Annotated in this window: 16 protein-coding genes and 3 tRNA genes; 7 read left to right on the forward strand and 12 right to left on the reverse strand. The window is 69.7% G+C overall.

The window, feature by feature from the left end; translation table 11 throughout:
* Positions 1-19: 19 nt before the first annotated feature.
* The 7 genes from OVA26_RS04130 to OVA26_RS04160 form a co-directional block, all read right to left on the reverse strand.
* The gene (locus tag OVA26_RS04130; RefSeq protein ID WP_268103119.1) at positions 20-772 is read right to left on the reverse strand and encodes an SDR family NAD(P)-dependent oxidoreductase; all 753 of its coding nucleotides are present in this window, start codon (positions 770-772) and stop codon (positions 20-22) included.
* Positions 773-866: 94 nt separating this feature from the next.
* Positions 867-2,621: a cation:proton antiporter gene (locus OVA26_RS04135; protein ID WP_268103120.1), complete on the reverse strand. Its 1,755-nt coding sequence runs from the start codon at positions 2,619-2,621 to the stop codon at positions 867-869.
* A gap of 84 nt (positions 2,622-2,705) precedes the next feature.
* Positions 2,706-3,959 carry a kynureninase gene (locus tag OVA26_RS04140; protein ID WP_268104861.1) on the reverse strand — a complete coding sequence of 418 codons (1,254 nt, stop codon included), beginning with the start codon at positions 3,957-3,959 and terminating at the stop codon, positions 2,706-2,708.
* Positions 3,960-3,981: 22 nt separating this feature from the next.
* Entirely contained in the window at positions 3,982-4,920 is a 939-nt protein-coding gene (locus OVA26_RS04145) for a hypothetical protein (RefSeq protein ID WP_268103121.1), read from the reverse strand.
* Between the two features lie 10 nt (positions 4,921-4,930).
* Positions 4,931-5,188, reverse strand: coding sequence for a glutaredoxin family protein (locus OVA26_RS04150; RefSeq protein ID WP_056225922.1), 258 nt, complete (start codon positions 5,186-5,188; stop codon positions 4,931-4,933).
* A 41-nt stretch (positions 5,189-5,229) separates the two neighbouring features.
* A complete protein-coding gene (locus OVA26_RS04155; protein ID WP_056225925.1) occupies positions 5,230-6,357 on the reverse strand; it encodes a glycosyltransferase in 1,128 nt (375 codons plus the stop codon).
* 174 nt (positions 6,358-6,531) lie between these two features.
* A complete protein-coding gene (locus OVA26_RS04160) occupies positions 6,532-7,686 on the reverse strand; it encodes a polysaccharide deacetylase family protein (RefSeq protein WP_268103123.1) in 1,155 nt (384 codons plus the stop codon).
* A gap of 108 nt (positions 7,687-7,794) precedes the next feature.
* On the opposite strand from OVA26_RS04160, the gene OVA26_RS04165 reads away from it, so the two are divergent.
* The 3 genes from OVA26_RS04165 to OVA26_RS04175 all read left to right on the forward strand — a co-directional run bounded on the left by OVA26_RS04165 (position 7,795) and on the right by OVA26_RS04175 (position 11,673).
* Complete coding sequence (locus OVA26_RS04165; protein ID WP_268103125.1) at positions 7,795-8,751, forward strand: Gfo/Idh/MocA family protein; 957 nt, start codon at positions 7,795-7,797, stop codon at positions 8,749-8,751.
* Between the two features lie 41 nt (positions 8,752-8,792).
* Positions 8,793-9,986 (forward strand): chromate efflux transporter, encoded by a 1,194-nt coding sequence (gene chrA / locus OVA26_RS04170; protein ID WP_268103126.1) that lies wholly within the window; start codon positions 8,793-8,795, stop codon positions 9,984-9,986.
* A 103-nt stretch (positions 9,987-10,089) separates the two neighbouring features.
* Entirely contained in the window at positions 10,090-11,673 is a 1,584-nt protein-coding gene (locus OVA26_RS04175; protein ID WP_268103127.1) for an AMP-binding protein, read from the forward strand.
* Between the two features lie 83 nt (positions 11,674-11,756).
* Here OVA26_RS04175 and OVA26_RS04180 read toward each other — a convergent pair whose 3' ends face one another.
* The 4 genes from OVA26_RS04180 to OVA26_RS04195 form a co-directional block, all read right to left on the reverse strand.
* Positions 11,757-13,763 (reverse strand): MDR family MFS transporter, encoded by a 2,007-nt coding sequence (locus OVA26_RS04180; RefSeq protein ID WP_268103129.1) that lies wholly within the window; start codon positions 13,761-13,763, stop codon positions 11,757-11,759.
* Positions 13,764-14,249: 486 nt separating this feature from the next.
* Positions 14,250-14,322: transfer RNA gene (locus OVA26_RS04185), tRNA-Phe, on the reverse strand.
* A gap of 64 nt (positions 14,323-14,386) precedes the next feature.
* Positions 14,387-14,460, reverse strand: a tRNA-Asp gene (locus OVA26_RS04190).
* 30 nt (positions 14,461-14,490) lie between these two features.
* A tRNA-Glu gene (locus OVA26_RS04195) sits at positions 14,491-14,563 on the reverse strand.
* A gap of 214 nt (positions 14,564-14,777) precedes the next feature.
* Between OVA26_RS04195 and OVA26_RS04200 the strand changes: the two genes are divergently transcribed.
* Complete coding sequence (locus OVA26_RS04200; RefSeq protein ID WP_268103131.1) at positions 14,778-16,217, forward strand: M23 family metallopeptidase; 1,440 nt, start codon at positions 14,778-14,780, stop codon at positions 16,215-16,217.
* 58 nt (positions 16,218-16,275) lie between these two features.
* On the opposite strand, the gene OVA26_RS04205 is transcribed toward OVA26_RS04200, so the two are convergent.
* Complete coding sequence (locus OVA26_RS04205; RefSeq protein WP_056225941.1) at positions 16,276-16,809, reverse strand: inorganic diphosphatase; 534 nt, start codon at positions 16,807-16,809, stop codon at positions 16,276-16,278.
* Positions 16,810-17,012: 203 nt separating this feature from the next.
* On the opposite strand from OVA26_RS04205, the gene tilS reads away from it, so the two are divergent.
* From tilS to ftsH, 3 genes are all read left to right on the forward strand, one after another.
* Entirely contained in the window at positions 17,013-18,011 is a 999-nt protein-coding gene (gene tilS, locus OVA26_RS04210; RefSeq protein WP_268103133.1) for a tRNA lysidine(34) synthetase TilS, read from the forward strand.
* A 22-nt stretch (positions 18,012-18,033) separates the two neighbouring features.
* The gene (gene hpt / locus OVA26_RS04215; protein ID WP_056225947.1) at positions 18,034-18,585 is read left to right on the forward strand and encodes a hypoxanthine phosphoribosyltransferase; all 552 of its coding nucleotides are present in this window, start codon (positions 18,034-18,036) and stop codon (positions 18,583-18,585) included.
* Positions 18,586-18,734: 149 nt separating this feature from the next.
* Complete coding sequence (gene ftsH / locus OVA26_RS04220) at positions 18,735-20,738, forward strand: ATP-dependent zinc metalloprotease FtsH (protein ID WP_268103134.1); 2,004 nt, start codon at positions 18,735-18,737, stop codon at positions 20,736-20,738.
* Positions 20,739-20,744 lie beyond the last annotated feature (6 nt).

Raw genomic sequence — 20,744 nt, forward strand, 5'->3', positions numbered from 1 at the left:
CGGGCCCGGTGGGGTCGGATCAGTGGGCGGAGTATCCGCCGTCGACGAGGTGGTAGCTCCCCGAGATGAACGACGCGTCGTCGCTCAGCAGGAACAGCGTGAGGGCGGCGACTTCGTCGTCCGTGCCGAGGCGGCCGGCGGCGTGCTCGTTCTCGAGGTGGGTCAGCGCCTCGGGCGACAGGCTCGCGCGCACCAGGGGAGTGTCGATGAATCCGGGGCCGACGGCGTTGGTGCGCACGCCCTGGGCGGTGTACTCCAGCGCGGCGACCTTGGTGAGCCCGACGAGGGCGTGCTTGGCCGCCACATAGGCGGAGCTCTGAGCGATGCCCACCGAGCCGAGGACGGATGCCATATTCACGATCGCTCCGCCACCGGAGGCGACGATCGCGGGGAGCTGGAACTTCAGCCCGTAGAAGACGCCGTCGAGGTTGATCGCGCGCACGCGGTCCCACGACTCGATGTCGTAGTCGCCGATGGTCGCGGCTTGACCGCCGATGCCGGCGTTGTTCACCGCCAGGTGGAGTCCGCCGTAGGTCTTCTTCGCGAATTCGACGGCCGACTCGGAGTCCTGCCACTTCGCGGTGTTCTGCGCGAACGCGGTGGCGGTGCCGCCGACGACGGTGATCTCCTGGGCGACGCGTTCGGCGGCCTCGAGGTTGATGTCGGTGACGATCACCGAGGCGCCTTCTCTGCCGAGCTGCCGCGCGATGGCGGCGCCGATTCCGCTTCCTCCGCCGGTGACGAGGGCGACTTTCCGGGCGAACCTGCTCATGGGGTACTTCTCTCCCGCCGTCGAGTCACCCCGACTCTCGCGGTGACCGCATGCGCGTGAATGGAAACCGAAACCCCGGTTGCGGTATTCCGCGTCAGTCGTCCGCGCCGTCGTCGATGCGCAGCTCGAGACTCAGCTGGTCGGCGTCCAGCTCGGCGAGGGCGTGGCGCAGCGCCGCCGTGCTGAAACGCCCGTCGCGGCTCAGCTCGCCCAGGCGCTTGCGCATCGCTTCGATCGAGGCCAGACGCAGCTCCAGCAGGTCTCGCACCCGTGCGTTCGCTTCATCGTCGTCGTCCGGCGGCTGCACGAGCCGGGCGCCGGCGCGCTCGACCAGGTCGGCGGGGAAGGGCTCGCCGTCACGCCGCGCGAGCGAGCCCGACTGAACGGCCGTGATCGCGGCATCCCGAAGCTCCGAACTCAGGGCTCGCTGCTCGTCGCGCGTAGGTCCTTCGCCGCCGTCGCCGCTCAGGCCCACGCCCCGCACGACCGGCGACAGCGTCAGCCCCTGCAGGACCAGGCTGAACAGCGCGACGAGGAAGGCGACGAAGATCAGAAGCGGTCGTTGCGGCGTGAGCACCGGGAGCGTCTGAGCCGCCGCGAGGGTCACGACCCCGCGCATCCCCGCCCAGACGATCACGGTCCCGTGACGCGCGGTCAAGGGCGAGTCGCGGTAGTAGTCGAGATCGGCCATCGTGCGCGAGATCCTCGCGCGCATCCACCCGATGCGGCGCTCGGTGCGGGCGGGGTCGGCACGCCCCTCGCCGAACTGCTCGGGTGCTTCCCGGTACGCCTCTTCGAAGCGGTCGAGACGCTGCTGGGCGCCCTCGATCCGGTCCTGGTGGCGAACGTGCCGTCGGCTGCGCCGAGCCTGCACCGCGATCAGCCCGGTCACGTACAGCGCGCGCACGAGCAGCACGATCCCGAGCGCGGAGAGGGCGAGCCACGTTCCGTGCCAGAGCCCCTCGTGCTCCCTGAGGTTGGCCACGACGATGTCCTTCAGCTCGAGGCCGAAGACGAGGAAGACCCCGCCCTCGAGGATCAGCTCGACCGTGCGCCAGTTGAGCCGGTCGCTGATGCGCTGCTCCGGGGTGAAGCGCCGCGCCGCGCCCTGGCCGGTGACGATGCCCGCGACCACCGCGGCGACCAGACCGGATCCGCCGAGGTGCTCGGTCGGGAGGTAGGCGAGGAAGGGGATGGTGAAACTCAGCGCGGTGTTCGCGGCGGAGTTCGAGACGCGCTCGCGCACGCGCAGGTTGGCCCAGCCGACGACCGCGCCGAACACGAGGGCGATCGCGACGGCCCACGCGAAGTCGGCGAGGGCGTCGCCGAACGCGAATCCCGAAGCCACGGCCGCCACGGCCGTGCGCAGGAGCACGAGAGCGGTGGCGTCGTTGAGCAGGCTCTCGCCCTCGAGCATCGTCACCACGCGCGGCGAGATCCCCAGGCGTTTGGCGATCGAGGTGGCCACGGCATCCGTGGGGCTGAGGATCGCGCCCAGGGCGATGGCGAGAGCGAGGCCGAGGCCGGGGATGACGGCCCAGAAGAACAGACCGAGGACGAGCGAGCTGAAGACGACGAGAAGCACGGAGAGCCCCGCGATGGGGGCGAAGTCGCGACGGAACTCGATGGCCGGAAGCTGCACGGCCGCCGAATAGAGCAGCGGGGGCAGAACCCCCACGAGGATGACCTCGGGGTTCACCGAGAACGGTTCGACGAAGGGGAGCAGGCTCACCCCCGCGCCCACCGCCAGAAGGACGAGCGGGCCGGCGACGTTGAAGCGCGGCCCGATCACCGTGGCGAGGGCGACGACCACCACTCCGGCGAGGACGAGGAGGAGGGGATCGATCACCCTTCGAGGCTATCCCTCGGGCTTCGCTCGGCGGAGCGGCACCGGGCCGACGAGACGAGTGGGGTCCTTGATGCCGCCGGGCCCTCAGCTCTCCGCGCGCACGGCGGCGGCCACGGCCTGCACTCCCGCCAGGGTCTCGGCGAAGCTCGTCGACAGGGGCGAGAGTCCGATGCGCAGCCCGTGCGGGTCGCGGTAGTCGGGGATGACGTCGTCGCTCCACAGGCGGGCCGTCACCGCCCTCATCGCGGGGTGCGAGAGCGTCACGTGTCCGCCGCGTTCCGCCGGGTCGCGCGGAGAGGCGAGCCGCACGCCGAGCGGACTCAGGATGCCGTCGGCCACCCGCACCGCGAATTCGGTGAGAGCGATCGATTTCGCCCGCACCGCCTCGATGCCGGCAACGTCGAGAAGGTCGAGGGTGTCCTGCATGGCGACCATGGCCAGCACCGGGGGTGTGCCGGAGAGGAAGCGGCGCATGCCCTCGGCGGGGCGGTACTGCGGCCCCATCGAGAAGACGTCGGCGGCCCCCATCCATCCCTGGACCGGCTGGGTCAGGGTCGCGTGATGACGAGACGCGACGTACGCGAACGCGGGGGAGCCCGGCCCGCCGTTGAGGTACTTGTAGGTGCAGCCGACCGCGAGGTCGGCGTTCCACGCGTCGAGCTCGACCGGCACGGACCCGGCCGAGTGACAGAGGTCCCACAGCACGAGCGCTCCGGCCCGGTGCGCGATCGCGGTCAGCTCGGGTCCGTCGGCGAGGAAGCCCGACCGGTACGAGACGTGGCTCAACAGCACCACCGCGGTGCGCGGTCCCACCGCGGCGCGGAGGGAGTCGGCATCCACTCCGCGTGCGGTGTCGACCTCGACCCAGACCACGCGCGCTCCCCGTTCTGCCGCGATCCCCTCGACGAGGTAACGGTCGGTGGGGAAGTCGTCGCGCCCGACGACGATCTCGACGCGTTCGGGATCTCGTGCCGTCTGGGCGTCGAGGGCGGCGCGCAGCATCTTGTAGAGCAGGACCGTGGTCGAGTCGCCGATGACCGTCTGACCGGATGCCGCGCCCAGCGCCAGGGCGCCGATCCGGTCTCCGATCACGAAGGGCAGTTCCATCCACGCTTCGTCCCACCCGCGGATGAGGCGCCCGCCCCACTCGTCGGTGACGAAGCGTGCGAGCCGATCGGCGGTGGCGCGGGGAGGGCGCCCGAGCGAATTGCCGTCGAAGTAGATCAGCGACGTCTCGCTGCCGACGAAGGCGTCGCGGTGGTGCGCGAGCGGATCGGCCTCGTCGAGGCGCCGCGCCTCGGCGGCGAAGGAGTGGGCCGGGACCTCGAGCCGGTCCACGGAGCCGAAGTCGGGGGAGGGGTCAGTCGACACGGGCGAGCTCCTCGGTCGGAACGACGGTCGCCCGGCTGAGCCAGCTCGCGACCTCGTCGTCGTCGGTGGGGGCGGCGCCGGCGACGAAGGTCGAGACGGCGTCGAGGGGCCGGGCGCGGGGCCAGGGGGCGGTGAGGGCGGTCACGAGAGCGTCGCCGCGCACGCCCGCCTCGGTCAGGGCGAGCAGCTCGCGCCGATTGACGCCCACGGGCAACGAGCCGTTGCCGAGGTCCGTGCCGTAGAGCACGCGGCCGCCGCGCGCGGCGAACGCGCGGAGATTCGAAATCGCGCGCTCGCGATCGGCCCCGCGGTGGATGTCGAGCGTCGAGATCCACGCTTGGCCCGCGGCGACGGCGCGCGCCACCTGGCGTCGAGAGACGGGGGCGTCGAAGGGGGCGTGAGCGAGGGCGGCGACGCCCGCATCGATCGCCCGGTCGACCTGACCGGGACCTTGGGCGTGGGCGACGACGGGGAGGCCCCGCTCGGACGCTGAGGCGACCACGGCGGCGAGGGCGGCGTCGGACAGCACCGGACCGGCGTCGGCGTGGAGCGCGACCTTGATGAGTGACGCTCCGGCATCCGCCTGCTCATCCACCGCGGTGCGGGCTCCGCCCTCGACTCCCGGATGCCGCGAAGGATCGGTGACGAATCGGACGATCGACGGCGGAGCCCACGAGCGACCGTCGGGGTACCCGCCGGGAACGGTGAGGAAAGCCCCGGCGAACGCGGTCCGAGGCAGGCCGGACGGCCGCCGCGCCAGGGCGAAGGGATCGCCGCCGAGGTCGACCACGGCGGCGATCCCTCGCCGCCCGAGGGCCGCGGGATCGATCAGGTGCAGGTGCACGTGGTGATCGACGAGCGCGGGCAGCGCGCTTCCCGTTTCAGCGGTGAGCGCGCGCCGCACGGGCCACGCGGCGGAGAGGATCACGCCGTGGCGATCAGATCAGCGACAGCTCGCGGAGCTTGCTCTCGACGTCGGCGTTCGACGGCTCGACGTGGTGGCTGGAGTCGGGGTAGACGACCACAGGGATGCTGGTGCGCCCGGAGATCTCTTTGGCGACGTCGGCCGCGGCGGGGTCGGCCACGAGGTCGATGTACTCGTAGTCGATGCCGAGCTCGTCGAGCTGCTTCTTGGTACGGATGCAATCGCGGCACCAGTCGGCGCCGAACATACGGATGGTTGCGTCGGAGGACATGCCTCCAGCGTACGCCGCAGCGCGGCGGTGAGCGCCGGAGGTCAGGCGGTGACTTCGTCCTCGAGGGGCTCGATCGCACGGACGGCCTTGCCGACACGGCTCTTCTTGGGCGCGTAGACCACGAGGGCGTGGAAGACGAAGCGCACCACGAAGGCGGCGATGAGCGTGAGGGCCGCGGCGATGACGCTGGGCATGTGGGCCTGGCTCACGAGAACCCAGATCACCGGGATGCGCACGATGGCCTCGACGCCGTTGAACGTGAACGACTTGATGAAGCGATGCCGCATGAGGCCGGACTCGGCGCGCATGTCGGCGAACACGAGGTACTCGAGCGCGATGAAGTTCGCGACGATCGTGACGATGCTGGCGATGACCGCGGCGACGAGGTACTGAACGCCGAAGGCCTGCAGGGCCCACATGATCGCGAGGTTGGCCACGGCTCCCAGCCCGCCGACGAGGGCGAACGCCGACATGCGTCCGAAGCGGAGCATGGTCAGCTGGGTGAGGAAGCGCATGCCCTGGCTGAAGGTCGCCTTGGACTCGCCGGCGAAGCGGGGGGCGAACGAGAACGGCACCTCGGCCACGCGCATCTGCTTGCGGGCGAGGATCTCGAGCAGGATCTTGAAGCCGCGCGGCTGCAGGGTCTCGATCTCGAGCGTGCGGCGGTCGACGAGGAAGAAGCCCGTCATCGGGTCGGTGCAGTTGTTGAGCTTCTTGGGGAACATCGCCTTGGTCAGCAGCGTCGACGCGCGCGACACGGTGGTGCGCACCGCGTTGGCGAGACCGTCGGAGGTGCCGCCGGCGACGTAACGCGAGGCGACGACGACGTCGGCGTCGCCGACCTCGGCGCGCGCGAGCATGTCGGCGATGACCTCGGGCGGGTGCTGCAGATCGCCGTCCATGACGACGCACCGGTCGGACTCCGCCGCGCGGATGCCCTCGACCACGGCGCCGCCGAGACCGCCCACCGGGTTGTCGCGGTGGATGAGGCGGACGGGGATCTCGGATGCCGCGGCGACGGCCCGGATGATGTCAGGGGTGTCGTCGGTGGAGTCGTCGACGAAGATCACTTCGACCGTACGACCGAGCAGCGCGTGTGTCGTCCGTCGGACGAGCTCGGCGACGTTCGGACCTTCGTTGAAGGTCGGAACGATGACGGAAAGGTCCATAGAAGCTCGCGTTTTCTCGGTAAGACAGAAGTGAACAGCGCAGAGCGGTCGGCGCGTGCCCGATCTGAAAGTCTGGCGTACTTACCTGAGAGATCACGGATGCCCACCTCGGTGGGCCATGAGCGACTGCTCGTGAGCGGGTGTTCCCGCCGATTCTCTCCGGCATGGGGAGGGTCAGCCGATCTCCTTCTTGAGATCGTCGACCGTCATTCCGTAATTCACGCGGATGACGGGCAGGGCGAGTTTATCGGTTCCGATGCGCACGTATCCGTGTTCGATCGTGCGGCCCAGCTCGAAGCCGGCGCGACGCAGTCCCTCCTTCGTCGTGTCGTTGTAGTGCCCGAAGGGGTAGGCGACGACCTCTTTCGCTCCGAGGATCTGCGCCGACCGTTCCAGATCGGCGGCGATCGTGTCGGCGTCCTCGTTGACCATGCGCCCCTTGCCGTTCGCTCCGGCGCGGTGCATGTCGTGGGTGTGCGACCGTTGCAGGACGAAGGGGTTGGGTGTGCCTTCCGTACGTGCCGAGGTGATGACGAACGAGGTGGTCAGGAGCTTCCGGTCGCCGACGATCGGGGCGGCCATCTCGAGCCAGGTGCTGTCGGCGTCGTCGTCGGTGATGACCACGGAGTGCTTCGGCAGGAAGAGCTTGCCGTCGATGAACGCGCTCAGCTCGTCCCAGGTGGGCAGGTAGAAGGCGGACTGCTGGATGTGGGCCATCTGCGCGTCGAAGTCGCCGACGTAGGTGTAGTTCAGCCGCAGCCAGTTGTCTTCGCCGTTCGGGTTCCGCGTGAACTGGTGGTACATGAGGATGGGGATGCCGGCGGCCTCGGCTGCGTTCGCCTCGGGGGTCGTCCACCCGGCGTGGAGCGTCCGCTGCCGGTCGGTGCAGGCGACGAGGTCGGCGCCGTTCAGGCGCGCGGTCTGCGTCATCGCCGAGGCCGCGGTCGCGTCGTCGTACCACCCGGCGAAGACGCGGCCGTCGGCGCGCGGGATGGGCAGGTTCTGGTAGCGAACGCCCTGCGTCTGCAGCTGCGGGTCGAGGGCGATGCCGTCCCCCGCGAACGAGACGGCGCAGGCGTGCGGGTCGGTCGAGCCGGCGAGCAGCGCTTGCGCGGGCGTCAGGGGCGTCGCCGTCGGGGTCGGTGTCTCTGTGGGTGCGGCGCTCACGGAGGTGTCGTCGGCGACGAGGGGAGCCTCGGGGGTGCGGGTCAGGGCGATCGCGACGACGCCCGCGCCGATCAGGGCGACGGCGATGACGGCGCTGATCGTGCGGCGCCGACGGGTACGGCGGGCGGCGCGGCGACGATGCTCGGCTCGGGTGGTGTTCATGGTGCCTCGGGCTTCGGACGGGTGATTCGGCGCGATCCTATCGACGTGAAAAGCCACACCCGTGAACGAGGGGACCGTGCGGCGCGGCGTTCGCGGGAGGATGAGGGCATGATTCGCATCGGCATCGTCGGGACCAGTTCCATCTCCGAACGCTTCGCGGACGCGGTCGCCGTCGTCGCGGGCGTCGAGGTCTCGCGGGTGGCGTCTCGAGACGCGGAGCGCGCCCGGGCCTTCGCCGACGCGATCGGGGCGCCACGCACCGCGGTTGGCCTCGCGGACCTCCTCGCGGCTCCCGACGTCGACGCCGTCTATCTCGCCAGCCCCAACGCGGTGCACGCGGAGCAGGTGCGCGAGGCGGTGGATGCCGGCATCCCGGTGCTCGTCGAGAAGCCCGCGGTGCTGTCGGCGGAGGAATGGGATGCCGCGGTGTCGCACGCTCGCGAGCGCGGCGTCGTCCTGTTCGAGGCGATGCGCTCGGGGTACGACCCGGGACTCGACGCGGTCCGCGGGCTGCTGCCGCGGTTAGGCGTGGTGCGCCGCGTCTCGCTGCGATACGAGAAGCGCTCGGCGCGGTACGACCACGTGCTCGCGGGCGAGCAGACGAACATCTTCGATCCGGCGCTGGGTGGGAGCGCCCTGCGCGACCTGGGGGTGTACCCGCTCCACGCGCTCGTGCGGCTCTTCGGCGCGCCCCGCTCGATCGACGGCGTGCGCGTCGGGATCGCCTCGGGGACGGACGGGCTCGGGAGCGCGATCGCCGCATACGACGGGTTCGTCGCCGACGTCGCCTGGTCGAAGATCACCGATAGCGCCCTGCCCAGTGAGATCCAGGGGGAGGACGCGTCGCTCTCGATCGACGCGATCGACGCTCCCCGCCGGTTGGTACTGACTCCGCGCTCGGGGCCGGCCGAGGTCATCGAGGTGGACGCTCCGGCCAACCCGATGGTCGGCGAGGTCGAACGTTTCCGCGACGCGGTGGCGGGGGCCGACATCGCCGATGATCAGCGCGTGACCGGCGTCACCCTGGCGCTGGTGGACGCGCTGCTGCGTCCTCGTCTGGTGTGACGATTCACCCGTCGTTTCCCCCGCTGCGCCAGGATGGGGCGGTGCAGCGGTCCGGTTCCGTCCGCGAGGTGTTCCTCGCCTTCCTTCGTCTCGGTCTCACCTCGTTCGGTGGGCCCGTCGCGCACCTCGGCTACTTCCGCGACGACCTCGTCGTGCGCCGGAAATGGATGGACGACCGGGCGTACGCCGATCTCGTGGCGCTCTGCCAGTTCCTCCCCGGTCCGGCCTCGAGCCAGGTGGGCTTCGCGATGGGGCTCCAGCGGGCCGGAGTGTTCGGCGCGCTCGCCGCCTTCCTCGCTTTCACTGTTCCCTCCGCCGTCCTTCTCGTCGCGTTCGCCGGGGGAGCCGCCGTTCTGGGTGGCCCCGTCGCCGCCGGCGTGATCTCGGGTCTGCAGGTCGTGGCGGTGGCGATCGTCGCCCAGGCTGTGTGGGGGATGACACGCACGCTCGCGCCCGACGCCCCGCGGGCGGGTATCGCCGTCGTCGGCCTCGCCCTGGCGCTACTCCTTCCGGGTGCTCCGGGGCAGCTGGGAGCTCTCGCCGTCGGGGTGCTCGGTGGGCTCGCGCTCCTGCGCGGTGTCGCCGAGCCCTCTGCGCCGGCGCTGCCGTCGTTCGGCGTCCCCCGCGTCGTCGCCGCGACCTGTCTTGTCCTCTTCGTGGGCGGGCTGGTGGGCCTTCCCGTGCTCGCGGCGGCGACCGGGTCGGGGGTGGCCGCCCTGATCGACGCGTTCTTCCGTTCGGGTGCCCTGGTGTTCGGCGGCGGCCACGTGGTGCTGCCCCTGCTGCAGGCGGGGGTGGTTGAGACCGGGTGGGTCTCGCCCGAGGCGTTCCTCTCGGGGTACGGCGCCGCCCAGGCGGTGCCCGGCCCGCTCTTCACGTTCTCCGCATATCTCGGTGCGGTGTCCTCCGTCGGTCCCGGGGGGATCGCGGGTGCGGCCATCGCGCTCGCCGCGGTCTTCGTGCCGGGCTTTCTCGTGCTCACCGGCGTCCTGCCGTTCTGGGATGCGGTGCGAGCGCAGCCCCGCGTGCGCGCCGCGATGCGCGGGGCCAACGCCGCCGTGGTCGGCATCCTCGGTGCCGCTCTCTACGCTCCCGTCTTCACGACCGCCGTCACCGGTGCGGGATCGTTCCTGCTCGCGGTGGTGGGATTCGTGCTCCTCACCGCGTTCCGCGTTCCGGCGTGGGCGGTCGTGATCGTCGGGGCCGTCGGGGGCGTGCTGCTCGCGTTCACCTGAGCGGGCGCCGAGAGCCGGTCCCGTCCGGGATGACACCGCGTCCCACGGATGCCAGGATGAGCGCACGGCACCGTCGCCGCGGCAGTTTTCGAGGGAGAGAACCGTGTTCCAGAGCCCGTACCCGAGCATCGAGATCCCCGACCAGAGCATCTACGACTACCTCTTCGCATCGCTCGAGGAGCCCGACCTCGATCGCGTCGCGCTGATCGATCCCGCCGGGGGCGCCGAGACGACCTACCGCGCCCTCCGCGCGCAGGTCGACGCGTTCGCCGGCGCCCTGGCCGCCCGCGGTGCCGGCACCGAGACCGTCGTCGCGATGCTGTGCCCGAATGTCCCCGCGTTCGCGACGGTGTTCCACGGCATCCTGCGTGCGGGGTCGATCATCACCACGATCAACTCCTTGTACACGGCGAACGAGATCGAGAAACAGCTGAGGGATGCCGCGGCCACGTGGCTCGTGACCGTGTCGCCGTTGCTGCCGCAGGCGCATCAGGCCGCGCGCGCCGTCGGCATCCCGGACGAGCGCGTCATCGTGCTCGACGGTGCGGAGGGGCACCCCGATCTGCGCTCGCTGCTGAGCGAGGGGCGCACCCCGCCCGAGGTGAGCTTCGACCCCGCGACCCACATCGCGGTGCTGCCGTACTCGTCCGGTACCACCGGGGTCCCCAAGGGCGTCATGCTCTCGCACCGCAACCTCGTCGCGAACGTGCACCAGTGCCGGGCCGTCATCGAGATCGCCCGCGACGATCGGGTGCTCGCCGTGCTGCCCTTCTTCCACATCTACGGGATGACGGTGCTGCTGAACCTCGCGCTCCGCCAGCGCGCGACGCTCGTCACCATGCCGAGGTTCGACCTGATGGAGTTCCTGCGCACCGTGCAGGATCACCGGTGCACGTTCCTCTTCATCGCCCCGCCGATCGCCGTCGCCCTGGCCAAACACCCCGCCGTCGACCAGTTCGACCTCTCAAGCGTGCACAGCGTCTTCTCGGGGGCGGCGCCTCTCGACGGCGAGACCGCCGAGACCGCCGGGCGGCGCATCGGCGCGCGTTTCTATCAGGGCTATGGCATGAGCGAGTTGAGCCCGGTTTCGCATGCCATCCCGGCGGGCACCGACATGCCGGTCAGCTCGGTCGGCGTGCTCATCCCGAACTGCGAGGGGCGGCTCGTCGACCCCGAGACCGGAGCCGACCTCGAGGAGCACGGCGACGACGGCCTCACGGCACCCGGAGAGATCTGGGTGCGCGGCCCCAACGTCATGCTCGGTTACCTCAACCGTCCGGATGCGACCGCCGAGACACTGGATGCCGACGGCTTCCTGCACACCGGAGACATCGGCGTCCACCACGTCGACGGGTACTTCACGATCGTCGACCGGCTCAAGGAGCTCATCAAATATCACGGTTACCAGATCGCCCCGGCGGAGCTCGAGGCCCTGCTGCTGTCGCACCCGAAGATCCAGGATGCCGCCGTCATCGGCGTCCGCGGTGACGACGGCGAGGAGATCCCGAAGGCGTTCGTGGTGGCCGCCCCCGAGGCCGGTCTGAGCGCCGACGACGTGATGGCCTTCGTCGCCGGCGAGGTGGCCCCGCACAAGAAGGTGCGCCGCGTCGAGTTCATCGACGTCATCCCCAAGTCGACCTCGGGGAAGATCCTGCGCAAGGACCTGCGGGCCCGCGAGACCGTGTGAGGTCATCTCGTCCCGTGGCGGATGCGAGAAGGGCGGGGGCGTCTCACGACGACCCCGCCCTTCCTCTTCGGAGTGATCGCCGCTCAGGGAGCGATCAACGCGCCGGTCTGGGCGGCGGCCTCTTCGGCGCGCTCGTCCTCCTTGTCCTTGCCGCGGCGCTCGTCGGCGGCCTCCTGCAGGGCCGACTTCGACCGCAGCGGCGGGGTGCGGAAGAACAGCGACAGCACGAAGGCCAGCAGCACGACGCCCATCGCGGTCCAGTACACCGTCGTCGCCGAGGAGTTGAAGCCGACGAGGAACGGTTTGGTCAGTCGCGCGTCGGCTCCCACGAGGAACGAGGTGTCGTCGAGCGTCGAACCGCCGATCGAGGTGTTCTCATCCCCCGCGGTGAACTGGTCCTCGATCGTCGTGGCCGCGGTGTCCACGAAGGCCGCGCGCTGGGCGGCATCCGAGAAGTCCAGGCTGACCGTGCCGTCCGACGAGACGCGCGCGACCGGAACCTGCTGCTGGATCTGCGTCGTGGCCGCGGTGATGGCCTGGGCGACGGCCGTCTGCGTGGCGGCGGCCTGCGCCGACGCCGGGATGCGACCTGCCGCGACCTGCTCCGCGACGGCTTGGGTCGCGGCATCCTGAGCCTGCTTCACCCCGGCCTGCAGCTGCGTCGTGGTCCCCTCGACGATCTTCGACACGATCGGGGTGTAGATGCCCGACATGATCTTCTCGTTCGCGGGGGCCGAGGCCACGGTGGGGTCGAGGGCCGCGTCGAGAGCATCGGTGAGCGTCGCGCGGTCGGCGAAGGAACCGATGATGTTCGTCGGCATGAGCGTGAACAGCAGCGACAGCAGCACCGCGGTGCCGAGCGTTCCACCGATCTGGCGGAAGAACGTCGATCCGCTCGTGGCCACGCCCATGTCGCGCAGGCCCACCGAGTTCTGGCTGGCGATGGTCAGCGTCTGCATCAGCTGGCCGAGGCCGAGGCCGATGACGAGCATCGCGATCGCGACATGCCAGTAGGGGCTGTCGTACTTCAGGAACGTCAGCAGGAAGAAGCCGACCGACATCAGCGCCGTGCCCAGGATCGGGAACATGCGGTAGCGACCGGTGCGCGCGATGATCTGTCCGCTCGCGATCGACGCGATCATCAAGCCGAGGATCATCGGCAGCATCTCGAACCCGCTCTGCGTCGGGGAGGAGCCGAGCACGAGCTGCAGGTACAGCGGCAGGGTCAGCATCGCTCCGAACATGCCGAAGCCGACGAGCACGCCGATGATGGTCGCCATCGAGAACGTCGGCGAGCGGAAGAGCTTCAGCGGGATGAGCGCGTCGTCCTTCATCGCGGTCTCGGCGATGACGAAGGCCAGGATGCCGAGCGCGCCGATGACGTAGCAGGCGATCGCGATCGGCGAGCCCCAGCCCCACTCGCGGCCCTGCTCGGCCACGAGGAGCAGCGGGACGAGCGCGACGATGACCGTCGTGGCGCCCCACCAGTCGATGCGCACAGAGTGCCGCGGCTGCTTGGGGATGTGGAGGAAGCGCCAGACGATCGCGAGCGCGACGATGCCGATCGGCACGTTGATGAGGAAGACCCAGCGCCATCCGGTGATGAAGAAGATCTGGCTGGCTCCAGCGAATAGACCGCCCACGAGCGGGCCGATGACGCTGGAGATGCCGAAGACGGCGAGGAAGTAGCCCTGGTACTTCGCGCGTTCGCGCGGGGCGAGGATGTCGCCCATGATCGCCAGCGGCATCGACATGAGGCCACCGGCGCCGAGGCCCTGGATGGCGCGGAAGGCGGCGAGCTCGACCATCGAGGTCGAGAAGCTGGCGAGCACCGATCCGATGATGAAGATGAGGATGGCGATGAGGAACAGCGGGCGCCGACCGAAGATGTCGGAGAGCTTGCCGTAGATCGGCGTCGAGATGGTCGACACGATCAGGTAGGCCGTCGTGACCCAGGCCTGAAGGCTCAGGCCCTGCAGGTCGTCGCCGATCGTACGGATCGAGGTGCCGACCACGGTCTGATCGAGGGCGGAGAGGAACATGCCGGCCATGAGGCCGAAGATCACGAACATGATCATGCGGTGGGTCATGACGGTGTTCGTGCCGCCCGTGGCGGGGGGCGGAGTCTGGGCACGCCTGGTTCGAGTGGTGATGTCTGACATCGGGGCCTCTTCGTGAGAAGGCCTGGCGGACGGCTCGGGAAAGCTCAGTCGAGCGCCAGGTGTTTGCTAAAAGTCAACAAATAGTAGCGCTGTCTGACGGTGTCCGGAACCACTCGTGGCTGTGGGGACGCTATGCGGGCGTGTGTCGCGCGGCACGCCGCGGGTGCGGCGCCGGGGCCGGTTGCGGCGAGCGGGGCCGTCACGAGAACAGGGGATGCCACGAGAGCAGGGCGTCATCGCGGAGAACGGCCTGTTCTTGACGCGTGTCCTGTTCTCGGTGCGGCGTGAGACGCCGGCTCGCGAGGCGGAAGCGAGGGAGGGATGCCGACGCAGAGCGGCATCCGGGAAAAGCAAAACCCCCGCCATGTAGAAGCTAGGCGAGGGTTTCTGGGATGACTGTAATGATCATCCGTGTGGCTCCGACGGGCGTCGATCCCGTGACCTCACGATTTTCAGTCGTGCGCTCTACCAACTGAGCTACAGAGCCGAGCGGCATGTCTGCCGCTTCCTAGACGAAAGGCCTCCTCGAAAGAAGGCCCGTCGCTGTGGAGCGACCCTGACGGGACTTGAACCCGCGACCTCCGCCGTGACAGGGCGGCACGCTAACCAACTGCGCTACAGGGCCATGCATTTTCAATTGTACTTCACCGGAAAGTGACCCCAACGGGATTCGAACCCGTGCTACCGCCGTGAAAGGGCGGCGTCCTAGGCCGCTAAACGATGGGGCCGGATGAGCCTGAAACCTTGCGATTTCATCCTCGCTTGCCGACGACCGAGCCTACTTCACATCTTCGGAGATTGCCAATTCGGGGCGTGGCGTGCGGCTCCCGCGCGTGTCGAGGGCGCAGGATGGGCCGCGGCAGCGGGAACTCGCCCTGTTGTGCGTGTGACTCGTGTTGCTACTGTTAGCCGAGTTGCGACCCGGTGAGATGAGGTAGTCCCGTGACGCTCGTGCCCCCTGATAAGACTGACGACTGCGGCTGCGCCCCCACGGCGAGCGAGCAGCGGCGTTTGTGGCCCACCTTCGACCGGCGCAGTGCGCTGAAGTACGGCGCCCTCGGTGCTGTCGCTCTGGGCGCCTTCGGCGCGGCGACGTCCGGCTTCTCCTCTCCCGCCGTCGCGGCCGACTACCCCTCGTGGGACGACGTGCAGGCCGCCAAGGCCAACGAAGCAGCCAAGGCCGGCGAGATCTCGCGCATCCAGGGGCTGATCCAGGGCTTGCAGTCCGAGGTCGCCCGCACGCAGGCAGAGGTCCAGGCCCGCTCCGACGAGTACTACGCCGCACAGCAGGCCTTCCAGGATGCCGACTACCGGGCCCAGCTGATTCAGCAGCAGGCCGATGCCGAAGCGGCGAAGGCGACGGATGCCGCCAGCAAGGCCGGGAAGGTCGCGGCGCAGCTGTACCGCTCCGGCGGCGACGACACCTCGCTCGACCTCTTCTTCTCGGGCTCGGCCGCATCCGCGGACGACCTGCTCGCCAAGCTCGGCACCATGGACAAGCTGCTCGAGCGGAACAAGTCGGTGTACGCCGCGGCCGTCTCGGCGCGCGACAACGCGAAGAACCTCAGCAACCAGGCCAACGACGCCCGGGCCGAGCGCGACCGTCTGCAGAAGATCGCCGAAGAGAAGATGGCGGCTGCTCAGCAGGCGGCCCAGGCGGCCCAGGAGGCCCTCGCCGCACAGCAGGCCAACCAGGCTGTGCTCGAGGCGCAGCTCGCCGCCCTCCAGGACACGACCGCCAAGACCGTGGCTGATTACCAGGCCGGCGTCGAAGCCGAGCGCAAGGCACGCGAAGAGCGCGAGCGCAAGGCCCGCGAAGAGGCCGCAGCCCGTGATGCGGCCGAGCGTGCCCGCCGTGAGCAGGAAGCCCGCGACAACCAGAACAGCGGTGGTGGCGGCGGTGGCGGAGGCGGCGGTGGCGGTGGCGGAGGCGGCGGTGGCGGTGGCGGAAGCGTCGGCGGCTCCGGCTGGGCTCGTCCCTCGTCGGCCTACACGTCGTCGGGCTACGGCCCCCGCTCCGGCCAGTGCAACTCCAGCTACTGCGCCAGCACGTGGCACCTCGGACTGGACTTCGGCGCCAGCTGCTGGTCGCCCATCTACGCCGCGGCCTCGGGTCGAGTGACCTACGCCGGTGTCAACGGCGGCTTCGGAAACTACATCCGCATCCAGCACGACGACGGCTCGGGAACGGGCTACGGCCACATCGTCAACGGCGGTATCTACGTCTCCTACGGTCAGCGCGTCTCGGCCGGTCAGCAGATCGCCGCGACCGGTCAGACCGGCAACTCCTTCGGCTGCCACCTGCACTTCGAGGTCTACCCTCCCGGCGGCGGCACCACCGACCCCGCGCCCTGGTTGCGCGCCCGCGGCGTCTCGGTCTGACCGAGCCCACGAGAAAACCCCCGGTCGATCGACCGGGGGTTTTCTCGTCTGCAGAAGATCAGAGGGTGTTCGGCGCCTCGCCGGATCCCTGCGTCTTGGTCTGCGCGTCGTGCTCGTCGAAACGCGTGAAGGCCTCGGCCACGAGACGCTCGGCCTCAGCGGCATCCGCCCACTCGTCGACCTTGACCCACTTATTGGGCTCGAGGTCCTTGTAGTGCTCGAAGAAGTGCGAGATCTCCTTCTTGGTCCACTCGTCGATGTCGCCGACGTCCTGGATGTGGTCCCAACGCGGGTCCTTCGCGAGCACGGCCACGACCTTGTCGTCGCCGCCGGCCTCGTCGCTCATCTTGAGCACGCCGACCGGGCGTACCTTGGCGAGGATGCCGGGGTGCAGGTCGCGGTCGAGCAGCACGAGCACGTCGAGCGGGTCGCCGTCTTCGCCGAGGGTGTTCTCGAAGAAGCCGTAGTTGGCGGGGTAGCCGAACACCGTGTAGAGGATGCGGTCGAGGTAGACACGGCCGGTGCCGTGGTCGACTTCGTACTTCACGCGGCTTCCGCGGGGGATCTCGATGACGGCGTCGAAAGCGCCCATACTCGTGCTCCTTAGATCTGTGGATTTCCGCGGCCCAGCCTAGTCCGGCGGGCGCGTGACGCCCACGCGGAACCACGCCGCAGGAGTTCGCGGTCGGCGGGCGGTGACGAGGCGCAGCGGCGAGGCGTCGCCGCGGGAAACTCCTGCGTCGTGTCCGGGGGCGCGCAGGCGGCGGCGTCGCGCCCCGGCGATAGCGTGGGGGCATGGATCATCGCCCCGGCCTCGACCCCTCCGTCGCCGAGGTGCGCCGCGCCGTCCGCGCCGTGCTCCCCCAGGACGGTGGTCCCGTCGTCATCGCCCTGTCGGGCGGCCCGGATTCGCTGGCCCTTGCGGCGGCGACCGCCTTCGAAGCGTCGCGTGCCGGCATCCGTGCCGTGGCGATCGTGATCGACCATGGCCTGCAGGAGGGATCGGATGTCATCGCCGCGGCCGCCGCGAACGCGGCGCGTGGTCTCGGTCTCGAGGCGCGGGTCGTGCGGGTCGAGGTGGGCTCGGTCGACGGGCCCGAGGCCGCGGCGCGTGCGGCTCGATACGCCGGCTTGGCCGAAGCGGCGGCCGACCTCGGCGCCGAGATCGTCCTGCTCGGACACACCCTCGACGACCAGGCCGAGACCGTCCTCCTCGGGCTCGCGCGCGGCTCCGGCGCGCTCAGCCTGGCGGGCATGCCCGCGCAGCGGAGGGATGCCACGGGCCCGGTGTGGGTGCGCCCCCTGCTGACGGTTCGCCGGCGCACCACGGTCGCGGCGTGCGCGGCCGCGGGGCTCGACCCCTGGACCGACCCCCACAACGCCGACCCGGGGTTCGCGCGCGTGCGGGTACGCGATCGCGTGCTGCCGGTGCTCGAGGCCGAGCTCGGACCGGGCGTCGCCGAGGCGCTCGCGCGCACCGCCGAGCAACTGCGCGAAGACGCCGACGCCTTCCAGGACATGATCGACGAGACGATCGAAGACATCGTCGAGCACGCTGACGCGGGGATCTCGATCTCGGTCGCCGCCCTCGCCGCGAACCCCGCCGCTCTGCGCAACCGGATCATCCGCTACGTCGTCGACAGCGAGTTCGGCGTCTCGCTCTCGCGCACCCAGACCCTCGAGGTCGCCCGTCTGGCGACCGACTGGACGGGGCAGGGGCCCATCGACCTGCCCGGGTGCCTCGCTCGACGCGTCGGTGCCCGGATCGAGGTCGTCGCGCGCACGGCATCCTGATCCGCCGACGTAGACTTTCCCAATGCGCGCGGCCGACATCTCCGACGACATCAGCGAAGTCCTCCTCACCGAGGAGCAGATCCACGAGAAGCTCGCCGAACTGGCGACGCGGGTGGCCGCCGACTACGAGGGACGCGACGTCGTCCTCGTGGGCGTGCTGAAGGGCGCGGTCATGGTCATGGCCGATTTCGCCCGGCACCTGCCGATGCACGTGTCGATGGACTGGATGGCCGTGTCGTCCTACGGCGCGTCGACCCGCTCGAGCGGCGTCGTGCAGATCCGCAAAGACCTCGACACCGACATCACCGGAAAGCACGTGCTGATCGTCGAGGACATCATCGACTCCGGCCTGACCCTCAGCTGGCTGCTCGAGAACTTCGCCTCGCGCGGAGCCGAGTCGGTCGAGGTGCTGGCGTTGTTGCGCAAGCCCGACGCGATGAAGGTCGAGGTCGACTGCCGCTACGTGGGCTTCGACATCCCCAACGACTTCGTCATCGGATACGGCCTCGACTACGCAGAGCGCTACCGCAACCTGCGCGACGTCGCGGTGCTCGCACCCCACGTCTACTCCTGACGACACACCGTCTCCACGGCGGACGGGCCGGTGGCATCCGGAGCCTTGTACGCCCATGACGAACGCACAGGCCCGGCATAGTCCGTGGGCGTTAGCCTGATGCGACCGCATTTCTGCGGAGGATCACGAAAGGGCTGGGCTCGCCCACCATGAATTTCAAGAAGATCACGCGAAATCCGATCATCTACGTTCTGCTGGTCGGTCTGCTTCTCGTCATCGGTTTCTCCCTCATCACGAACCTGAGCGGTGCCCGTCAGGTCTCCACCAAAGAGGGTCTCGACCTGCTCAAGGGCGGCACCGTGACGCAGGTGGTCACCAACGACCCCGATCAGCGCGTGGACCTGAAGCTGTCGCAGCCCTTCGAGGGCGCCAACGACGTGCAGTTCTACTTCAGCCAGGCCCGTGCGAACGAGGTGGCCAGCGCGATCGACTCCGCGAACCCCTCCGACGGCTTCAACGATGTCGTGCCCAAGCCCAGCTGGTTCGACGGTCTTCTCGGACTCCTGCTCCCGCTCGTGCTGCTCGGTCTGCTCTTCTGGTGGCTGCTCTCGAGCGCCCAGGGCGGCGGCAGCAAGGTCATGCAGTTCGGCAAGTCGCGCGCCAAGCTCGTGACCAAAGAGACTCCCACCGTCACGTTCCAGGACGTCGCGGGCTCCGACGAGGCCATCGAGGAGCTCGACGAGATCAAGGAATTCCTCAAGGACCCGAAGAAGTTCGAAGAGGTCGGCGCCCGCATCCCGAAGGGCGTGCTGCTGTACGGCCCTCCGGGAACAGGTAAGACCCTGCTCGCCCGCGCTGTCGCCGGCGAGGCCGGGGTGCCGTTCTACTCGATCTCGGGCTCGGACTTCGTCGAGATGTTCGTGGGTGTCGGTGCGAGCCGCGTGCGCGACCTGTTCAACCAGGCCAAAGAGAGCTCCCCGGCCATCATCTTCATCGACGAGATCGACGCCGTCGGACGCCACCGCGGCGCCGGCATGGGCGGCGGTCACGACGAGCGCGAGCAGACGCTGAACCAGATGCTCGTCGAGATGGACGGCTTCGACCCCAAGGTCAACGTGATCGTCATCGCGGCGACCAACCGTCCCGACATCCTCGACCCCGCTCTGCTGCGCCCGGGCCGCTTCGACCGTCAGATCGGCGTCGACGCCCCCGACCTCAAGGGGCGCCAGCGCATCCTCGAGGTGCACGGGCGCGGCAAGCCGCTGTCGGACTCGGTCGACCTCGAGGTCGTCGCGCGCAAGACGCCCGGCTTCACCGGTGCCGACCTGGCGAACGTGCTCAACGAGGCCGCTCTGCTGACCGCGCGCTCAAACGCCCAGCTCATCGACAACCGCGCCCTCGACGAGGCCATCGACCGCGTGATCGCTGGCCCCCAGCGCCGCACCCGCGTGATGAAGGACAAAGAGAAGCTCATCACCGCGTACCACGAGGGCGGCCACGCGCTGGCTGCCGCGGCGATGAACCACACCGACCCCGTCACCAAGGTCACGATCCTCCCGCGCGGCAAGGCGCTGGGCTACACGATGGTGCTGCCGCTCGACGACAAGTACTCCGTCACCCGCAACGAGCTGCAGGACCAGCTGACCTATGCGATGGGCGGACGCGTCGCCGAAGAGATCGTCTTCCACGACCCCACCACCGGCGCCTCGAACGACATCGAGAAGGCCACGAGCATCGCCCGCAAGATGGTCACCGAGTACGGCATGACCAACGAGGTCGGTCCGGTCAAGCTTGGCGGATCGTCGGGCGAGGTCTTCATGGGCCGCGACATGGGCCACGGCCGTGACTTCTCGGAGCGCATCGCCGAGCGCGTCGACGCGCAGGTGCGCGCGCTCATCGAGCAGGCGCACAACGAGGCCTACCAGGTCATCAACGACAACCGCGAGGTGCTCGACCGCCTCGCGCTGGCGCTGCTCGAGAAAGAGACCCTCGACCACAACGAGCTGGCCGAGATCTTCACCGACGTCAAGCGTCTGACGCCGCGCCCGCAGTGGCTGTCGTCGGGAGACCGCCCCGTGTCGACCCAGCCGCCCGTCGAGGTCCCGCGTCGTCAGCAGCCCGCCGGCATCGCGGCGTCCACCGAAGCGGAGTCGCAGGCCGCGGCCAAGGCGCAGCCCCGTCCGAGCGGACAGACGCGCCCGGCCACCGCCTGAGGCGCC

Origin of the sequence: Microbacterium sp. SL62 (assembly GCF_026672635.1) — a bacterium.
GTDB lineage: Bacteria > Actinomycetota > Actinomycetes > Actinomycetales > Microbacteriaceae > Microbacterium > Microbacterium testaceum_A.